10 protein-coding genes are annotated in these 7,703 nt (G+C 50.9%); 4 read left to right on the top strand and 6 right to left on the bottom strand.

The features are described from left to right. A partial coding sequence (locus ACWIZX_RS06625) for a hypothetical protein (protein ID WP_448335221.1) occupies positions 1–230 on the top strand: 230 nt, incomplete at its 5' end. Here the strand turns inward: ACWIZX_RS06625 and lysA are convergent. The 3 genes from lysA to ACWIZX_RS06610 all read right to left on the bottom strand — a co-directional run bounded on the left by lysA (position 231) and on the right by ACWIZX_RS06610 (position 2,436). After that, positions 231–1,547 (bottom strand): diaminopimelate decarboxylase, encoded by a 1,317-nt coding sequence (gene lysA / locus ACWIZX_RS06620; RefSeq protein ID WP_448335220.1) that lies wholly within the window; start codon positions 1,545–1,547, stop codon positions 231–233. Positions 1,548–1,578: 31 nt separating this feature from the next. Further along, entirely contained in the window at positions 1,579–2,103 is a 525-nt protein-coding gene (locus ACWIZX_RS06615) for a flavin reductase (protein WP_322793190.1), read from the bottom strand. A gap of 93 nt (positions 2,104–2,196) precedes the next feature. Beyond that, a complete protein-coding gene (locus ACWIZX_RS06610) occupies positions 2,197–2,436 on the bottom strand; it encodes a hypothetical protein (RefSeq protein WP_448335219.1) in 240 nt (79 codons plus the stop codon). A gap of 135 nt (positions 2,437–2,571) precedes the next feature. Here ACWIZX_RS06610 and udp point away from each other — a divergent pair, with 135 nt between their 5' ends. Then, entirely contained in the window at positions 2,572–3,333 is a 762-nt protein-coding gene (gene udp / locus ACWIZX_RS06605) for a uridine phosphorylase (RefSeq protein ID WP_322793188.1), read from the top strand. Here udp and ACWIZX_RS06600 read toward each other — a convergent pair. Next, entirely contained in the window at positions 3,330–4,850 is a 1,521-nt protein-coding gene (locus tag ACWIZX_RS06600; protein WP_448335218.1) for a YifB family Mg chelatase-like AAA ATPase, read from the bottom strand. The genes udp and ACWIZX_RS06600 overlap by 4 nt on opposite strands. 10 nt (positions 4,851–4,860) lie before the next feature. After that, the gene (locus ACWIZX_RS06595) at positions 4,861–5,304 is read right to left on the bottom strand and encodes a CBS domain-containing protein (protein WP_448335217.1); all 444 of its coding nucleotides are present in this window, start codon (positions 5,302–5,304) and stop codon (positions 4,861–4,863) included. 198 nt (positions 5,305–5,502) lie between these two features. On the opposite strand from ACWIZX_RS06595, the gene ACWIZX_RS06590 reads away from it, so the two are divergent. Beyond that, positions 5,503–5,868, top strand: a complete 366-nt coding sequence (locus tag ACWIZX_RS06590) for a hypothetical protein (RefSeq protein ID WP_448335216.1) — start codon at positions 5,503–5,505, stop codon at positions 5,866–5,868. Then, on the top strand, positions 5,865–6,851 hold the full coding sequence (locus ACWIZX_RS06585; protein ID WP_322794380.1) for a sodium:calcium antiporter: 987 nt from the start codon (positions 5,865–5,867) through the stop codon (positions 6,849–6,851). Before ACWIZX_RS06590 ends, ACWIZX_RS06585 begins: the two co-directional genes overlap by 4 nt. 55 nt (positions 6,852–6,906) lie before the next feature. Here ACWIZX_RS06585 and ACWIZX_RS06580 read toward each other — a convergent pair. Beyond that, the coding region (locus tag ACWIZX_RS06580; RefSeq protein ID WP_448335215.1) for a DUF6159 family protein at positions 6,907–7,703 on the bottom strand (797 nt) is incomplete at its 5' end.

Here is a 7,703-nt window from a genome sequence, read left to right as displayed (position 1 = left end):
CAGGAGATGATTCGGAGCAGACCCCTTATATTGTTGAGGCTTGGGTCTGCCAGGGCGGACAAATGGTTTTCCAGCCAATCGGCTCTTACTTGACGCGGGTGACGGTTCGGGATGAAGTCGGGTGCGCTGAGGTATCCCGTGCCCGGCTGATTGCTGCCGAAAAACATGGGTATACCCGTCCGCTGGAAATTGAATGGCCTCAGCCGGTTTCAGCCAGCCCCATCCCGTGATTATTTGTCGTTTTCAGGTGTGTGCACCAGCCAACCCGGCTGTTCAACCTGCTCTCGGGACTGAAGAACCTGAACCGAGTCATTTTCGACCCACAACACGGTGGGGCGGGCAGCGTAGTTGTAGTTAGAAGCCATGCTCAATTGATATGCTCCCGAAGCAGGCACAGCCAGATGCTCCCCGCGGATAAGTTTGGGCAAATTCACCTGAGAGATGAGGACATCACCCGATTCGCAGAATTTTCCGACAATTCGGGTGGGCTGGACGGGTGGAGCGTTGGGGTGTTCGGCAACTTTGGCAGTGTATTGCGCCTGATAAAGGGCCACACGGGGGTTATCCGCCAGCCCGCCATCAACGGCAACCAGATGAGTGCCTGCCGGGGTTGTTTTTTGATTGCCCACCTGATATAAGGCAACCGCTGCGCGGGCAATCAGCCAGCGCCCCGGCTCCAGTACCAGACGGGGATAGGGCCAGTCATAATGAATGGCAGCTTCCTGAACGGCACCGGAAACCGTTCTAACCCATGCCTCGGCGTCATCATCCGGGTCATTCAGGGTATAGCGTACTCCCCAGCCTCCGCCGGGGCTGATTTCGGCGGGGATGTAATTATTTCTGGCGGCGAATTCGCACAGCATTTCAATTGCCATGCGGTAAGGCTCCGAATCGAAAATTTGTGAACCCAGGTGGGTATGCAAGCCGCTCACTTCAAACCACGGGCTGGACAAACTGCGCTGTAAGGCTTCTTCGGCCTCTCCATTTTGAATATGCAGCCCAAACTTGCTATCCATGTGAGCGGTTTGAATGTGCGGGTGGGTATTAACACTCAGATCTGGTGTAATGCGCAGCCAGATACGGACTTTGGTTTGGCGTCTGGAAGCCAGCTGCTCCAGTAACTCTAATTCGTCCAGATTATCCACTACAATCGCCTGTATTCCCCACTCAATGGCTGCCTGTAATTCGGCAGGGCTTTTGTTGTTTCCGTGCAGGTGTACCACCGATGGGGCAAAACCGGCCTTTTGAGCAATGTGAATTTCCCCCAGACTGACTACATCCAATCCAACACCCCACCTGGCAAGTTTTTGAGCAAACTGATACGAAAGATAGGCTTTGCTGGCATAAGCCAGGATGGCTTCGGCAGGATAATAGCGTTTGAGCAGGTGATTCAAGCGCTGAATTTGAGTTTCCACCGTTGCAGAATCATATACATATAACGGTGTACCGAACTTGCTGGCCAATTCAACCAGATCGTGCCCTGCGATGGCCAGATGTCCGTTTTGGTTTATGGAAGTGCTAACCGGAAAAAGTGATAATTCATCCATGGATCAAAGGATTGTCCTTTGCGTGAAATTTTTATCGAAAGGATTCTGTTGCGCTGATATGTAAAATTTCCCCGTAAAAGGTGCGGTGATAGTCTTTATTGGGGTAATGAGCGTGGATATTTTCATCCAGAAAGTTTGCGGGGTTCAAATCGGCCCAGTAGATTTTTCGGCATTCAATGGCGAGGGATGCTTCCGCAAAAACCGGAGCCGCGACCACAGCGGCTGCCTGGGGAGTCAATCCGGCTTGGGCAATTTTATCCGCGTCTTTACCGGAGCGCGAACCGATTAATGAAAGAGCCTTACGGTATGGTGCAGGAAAGGCACATAGCGTGAAGGTGTCGTACTGGTTACAAAATTCGTAAGTGTAGCGTGTGGGGCGGATGAATACCTGAGCATAGGGTTTTCCCCACAGAGAGCCAATGCTGCCCCACGAAACGGTCATGGCGTTGAATTTTCCGGATGGGAAGTCCCCTGCAGTGAGGAGAAGCCAGTCATTTTCCCATAAATCATAAACCCGAATGTGCAAATCTTCGGGAGAAACGGGTGTGCGCTGCATGTGATCTCCTTTACTTCAAGGCTAAAAAGGCCAATGGCAATTATAACAGGTTGGTTGGAGGGAATTCTAACCGTGGGGGAAAATCCGCATTACTTATGGAAGCATTCTGGAAAAAGAGTTGGTGATTGCCTGACCCAATCCTGACAGGCCATTAACAATCGGGGTGAAGGGATCCCACTGCCTGCTTTGACCAGCGTTGAGGCTGCTGCTTAGGTCAGAGCCAAAATAGAGAAGCAGAACAAAAGCAATCCCGATCAGGAAAAGCAAGAAAAAATCTCCTTTACGATTTGATCCATTGCCCATGGAAATACTCCTTTTTTCAGCCAGCGCCACACAATCAACCGTTTCATCATGAATCGGCTATTCACATTATACAATTGGTAGCATTGGAATGTTCCGTGCGGCGGGCAAATGTGGGGTGATTTTGATGATACAATAGAAACCCATCTCACCATCAAGAGGTAGCCCATGCAGGATCATGATGGACTTCAATATCATGTAAAAGTCAAACGCGGCGATGTAGGTCGCTATGTTCTCCTGCCCGGTGACCCGGGCCGGGTTGAAAAAATTGCCCGGTTTTTGGATGAGCCAATTTTCATATCTTCCAACCGTGAGCACACCGTTTATACCGGGAAACTGAATGGTGAACTGGTTTCGGTGGTTTCCACAGGGATGGGGTGCCCCTCGACAGCCATTGCCGTTGAGGAGCTGATTGCCGTAGGAGCAGATACCTTCATCCGGGTTGGTACTTCCGGTGCTATGCAGCCAACCATGCGACTGGGAGATCTGGCTATTGTCACCGCTGCCATCCGGGATGAAGGCACAACCCGCCAGTATTTACCGATTGAGTTCCCGGCGGTTGCCGATGTGGGGGTGGTCAATGCACTGGTACAGGCGGCGACGAAATTGGGGGCGCGTTATTTTGTCGGCATCTCTCACACCAAAGACTCGTTCTATGGCGAGGTAGAACCGGAACGGATGCCGATTGCGTCGGAATTGAAAGCGCGTTGGAATGCGTGGGTTGCCGGCGGTGCCATCTGTTCGGAAATGGAAGCAGCAGCCATTTTTGTGCTCTCATCCATCTATCGCAAACGTGCGGGCGGTGTCATGACGGTCATTGGCAGTGATACGGCCACACTGATTAACCAAAAAACCTCGCCCGACCTGATGATTCAGGTTGCGGTTGAGGCTATAAAAATTTTAATCGAGGCGGACCGGGGCGGGACTTAGTTGAGCAGGCTGCGATTGCGATATTGAAGCGCTTCGGCCAAATGGGCAGGTTGAATATGGGGACTGCCCGCAAGGTCGGCAATGGTGCGTGCCAGTTTCAAAATTCGGTGGTAGGCGCGCGCTGAAAGCTGAAATTGCTGCATCGCGGTTCGCATCAGATTTGTTCCGGTTTCATCGAGTACACAATATTTGCGAATTTCAGCCGGGCGCATATCGGCATTGCACGAAAGCCCGTCCTCTCTGAACCGTTCGCGTTGAATTTGACGGGCGCTTTCGACCCGGCTGCGTACGGTTTCAGATGGTTCACCCTGACGCTTGTCGCTTAACTTTTCATAATCTACCCGCGGCACCTCAATAAAAATGTCAATTCGATCCAGCAGAGGGCCTGAAATGCGTTTTTGATATTTCGTAATCGTAGATGGCGAGCAGGTACAGACTTTGACCGGATCTCCGTAATTGCCGCAAGGACATGGGTTCATGGCTGCCACCAGTTGAAAATTGGCGGGGAAGGTGAGCGAACCCTGGGCGCGGCTAATGGTTACGATTTTATCTTCAATCGGTTGACGCAGTACTTCCAGCACCCGTGTGCCGAATTCGGGCAATTCGTCCAGAAACAGCACACCGCGGTGGGCTAATGAAATTTCACCGGGATGAGGAGTGTTGCCTCCCCCAACCAGCCCGGCATGGGAAATAGTATGGTGCGGGGCACGGAAGGGGCGGTTTCGGATGAGCGGAACATCACGGGGTAATTTATCCGCAATCGAGTAAATGCGGGTAACGTCCAGGGCTTCGTCTATGGTCATGCGAGGCAAAATGGCAGGGAGAGCACGCGCAAGGAGGGTTTTACCCGTCCCCGGTGGGCCGGACATGAGCACATTGTGCCCGCCCGCTGCAGCAATTTCCAAAGCACGCTTGGCATGTTCCTGACCTTTGATTTCCTGAAAATCGGTTTGGACTTCCACCTGAATTTCGTTGATTTCGACAGGCGGGTAGGCTGGAATGGGGTTTTGCCCCTTGACATGACCGATCAGGTCAAGAATGGTGCGGACGGGAATCACTTCCAGGTTCGGAATTAATGCCGCCTCGGCGGCATCTGCTTCCGGCACGAAGATGCGGATGAATCCCATCTGACGTGCCGCCGCTGCCATGGGCAGAATGCCGCGCACATGACGGACGCTGCCATCCAGTGAAAGTTCCCCAACCACAAGAGAATTGGAGAACGCCCCTTGGGGAATTTGCTCAGTGGCAACCAGCACAGCCAGAGCGATGGGCAAGTCGTAGGCCGGGCCTTCCTTTTTTACAGATGCCGGAGCAAGATTAACGGTTATCCGTTTACGGGGGTAATACATTCCGGCGTTCTTGATGGCCATCTGCACCCGTTCACGCGATTCTTGTACCGCAGTATCCGGCAATCCGACGATGATCATGGCCGGTAAGCCCTGACCTGTATCCACCTCAACCTCAACAATGGCGGTTTCCAAACCGATGATAGAGCAGGAGTAAATTCTGGCAAGCATGAGGGGTTAATTAGCGGATGTATCGTCCACTGATGTATTTTTCAAGCTCTTCCAACAGTAAAGCCTGATCGGAAATGATTGTCTTGACAACATCCCCAATGGTGATTATCCCGATCAAATTCTCATTTTCAATGACCGGCAGGTGCCGGATTCGTCGCGCGGTCATCAAGATCATGCAATCTTTTACCGTTTGGGTTGGCGAGACGGTAATAACATCCGTGGTCATGAAAGTGGAAACCGGCAAGAGATTGAGCGTTTCCCGCTGACGGACAGCCTGACGGGCATAATCCCGCTCTGAAAAAATGCCGACCAGTTTGCCCTCTTTGACTACCGGAACCGCCCCAATATCTTTTTCAGCCATCAGTTCCAACGCTTCCATGACAGTCGATTCGGGTGACACCGACCAGACTTGTGTACCCTTGTTTTGCAGAATCTGCCGTACTGTGCTTTCCATGTTACCCCTCCGATCTCACAATTGATTGAAGCACCTGTATTTATTATAGAGGAAAATTGCCCCGAACGGTTAGGGGATTTGATAAATAAACCGGTAAAATGAAAAATGGCATCCAGTTGTTTGTTTTTATCAAGAGCGAAGATCTTGTCGGGGTATAATCCCCATCACCCCCCTATTTCTCAGAAAGGAGATGTTTCGATGTTTATGATTTTATTTGTACTGGATGAACCCAGCCGCTTAGATGAAGTGCTGGAAGGCTGGTCTGAAATTGGTATTCAGGGGATAACGATCATCGAAAGCACCGGTTTCTACCGGAGGCAAATAAAGCGATCAAAACTCCATCTCACTTTTCTGGTAGAACCGCCATCGAGCATTCTGGAGGAAGGTAACATTACCCTCTTCACTGCAGTAGAGGATCAAGCGCTGGTAGAGCGGTGTTTACAAAAGACCGAACAAATTGTGGGGGATTTAGAAAAGCCACACAGCGGGGTGTTTATGTCGTGGCCGTTGAGCAGCGCTAAAGGATTGCACAAACACTCGGAAGAAGGGAAAAAGACCCCATGATCTGGATTGAGTTTATCGTCAGCTCGGCTCTGGTAGTAATTGCCGCGGTAAAACTGGCTGAATATGGGGATATTATTGCCATCCGTACCGGCCTGGGTAGAGCGTTCATCGGGGTTATCCTAATGGCTTCCGCAACCTCGTTGCCCGAATTCTTGACGGCCATCAATTCGATTCGTTTGGGGATACCCGACCTTTCGGGTGGCAATATTTTTGGCGCCAACATGTACAATATGCTGCTGCTGGCATTCATTAGTATCCTCGGATGGAGAGAACGGGCACTGCGGCTGGTAGTGCGCAGACATGGCTTAACCGGCGGTGGTGCCATCTTAATGATTTTACTGGCAACATTTTTTGTTTACCTTAACCTGGATATAAAAATAGGCTGGGTGGGTATAGACAGCCTGTTATTGATTGCGTCCTATCTTATTCTGGTAAGGCTGCTGCACACTTCAAATACCATCAGTGAAGAAGAGACTCAGGAAAGCGATGATGGATTACCAACTTTGAGAAGGGCGTTATTGTGGTTTGGTGGGGCAGCGCTGATACTGGTGCTGGTCATGCCCTGGCTTGTTCGCGTAGCCAATAACATCGCTGAAATGACCGGATTGGGAGAGGGGTTTGTAGGTGTGGCATTGATGGGATTTGTATCAACCATGCCCGAACTGGTAGCCACCATCACGGCTGTGCGGATGAAAGTTTATGATCTGGCGATTGGCAATTTATTCGGTAGCAATATGTTCAATATGTTTGCGCTGGGGCTGGTAGATTTTATTTTCACCAAAGGGCGGTTTATTGGCAGTATTTCACCCGAATTTGTGCTGGTGGGTTTTTTAGGGCTGATTATGAATGCAATGGCGTTAATCGGCAATCAATCCATCATTCGCCGGCGAGCCCTGTTCTTTCTGGAACTGGATGCGGCTGTTTTGATTTTAACTTTTATTTTGGGTATGATGTTAATTTATCAACGCGGGTTGGGAATATAGTCCAAATGGATCCTTTCGTCATAAAGAGGATCCATTTGGATTTGCTTCAACAGGTTTAGAAGGAACTGGTTTTTGAGGTGAAGGTTCGCTGAACCATGCTGTCGTCGAAGAAGCCGCCTGTGTGACCGGTTTCAGCATATTGATAAACTGCTGCGGCATAAACCCCGCTCAGGGTCGAATTGATCAACCCGATCAGGATCAAGGCAATGACCATGAGCACGAAGATGCCTATTGCCAGGGCTGCCGATTCCAGTGCAATGAACGCCAGACCGGCGAAGACCATACCCAACATGATGATGCCGAAGGAAATCAGACCGAAGACGGTGCCGATTCCGATATTGCCGGCAATTTGTTCTCCCCAGGTCTTTCGCAACAAGTACACACTGCGCTTGATGGCCTCAATTGGCCCTACCCCTTCAACCGCAAGAACGGGCACGACCAGGAAGGTTGCCACATTCCAGGCAAAACCGATCAGCGAGATGGCAAATCTGCCCAGCCCACGGCTGCGTTCGGAAACAGCGCGCAGAATCATCCCTACGGTGGCGGCAATCAAAGCATAGCCGATGATATTCAAAAGGCGACTGAAGGCAATTTGGAAGCCCTGCCCCACCGTTGGGTTGCCGCCCCGCAGGCGGATGACCGCCGCCCCAACCAGAGCGGTATTGGCGAAGAAGATGACCGTGTATTGAACGATATAAAAAAGGAATATGACCAGGAAGCCGAGAATTTGAATGTTGTGGGAAAACAGGCTATCTACCAGGCCGCTCAGAAACATTGGCAGCGCAAAAGTGAGTGTAACGATCAGAGTGCCAATGGCAGAAACGATTGGAAAGACAACCAGTTCCTTATCGG

The sequence above is a fragment of the Bellilinea sp. genome, assembly GCF_053501535.1.
Note: the sequence above shows the minus strand (reverse complement) of the source record. Positions and strands in the feature narration are given on the sequence as shown.

Coding starts and splice junctions, on each gene's coding strand:
- lysA (WP_448335220.1), bottom strand. CDS start 1,547: ATGGATGAATTATCACTTTTTCCGGTTAGCACTTCCATAAACCAAAAC.
- ACWIZX_RS06615 (WP_322793190.1), bottom strand. CDS start 2,103: ATGCAGCGCACACCCGTTTCTCCCGAAGATTTGCACATTCGGGTTTAT.
- udp (WP_322793188.1), top strand. CDS start 2,572: ATGCAGGATCATGATGGACTTCAATATCATGTAAAAGTCAAACGCGGC.
- ACWIZX_RS06600 (WP_448335218.1), bottom strand. CDS start 4,850: ATGCTTGCCAGAATTTACTCCTGCTCTATCATCGGTTTGGAAACCGCC.
- ACWIZX_RS06595 (WP_448335217.1), bottom strand. CDS start 5,304: ATGGAAAGCACAGTACGGCAGATTCTGCAAAACAAGGGTACACAAGTC.
- ACWIZX_RS06590 (WP_448335216.1), top strand. CDS start 5,503: ATGTTTATGATTTTATTTGTACTGGATGAACCCAGCCGCTTAGATGAA.
- ACWIZX_RS06585 (WP_322794380.1), top strand. CDS start 5,865: ATGATCTGGATTGAGTTTATCGTCAGCTCGGCTCTGGTAGTAATTGCC.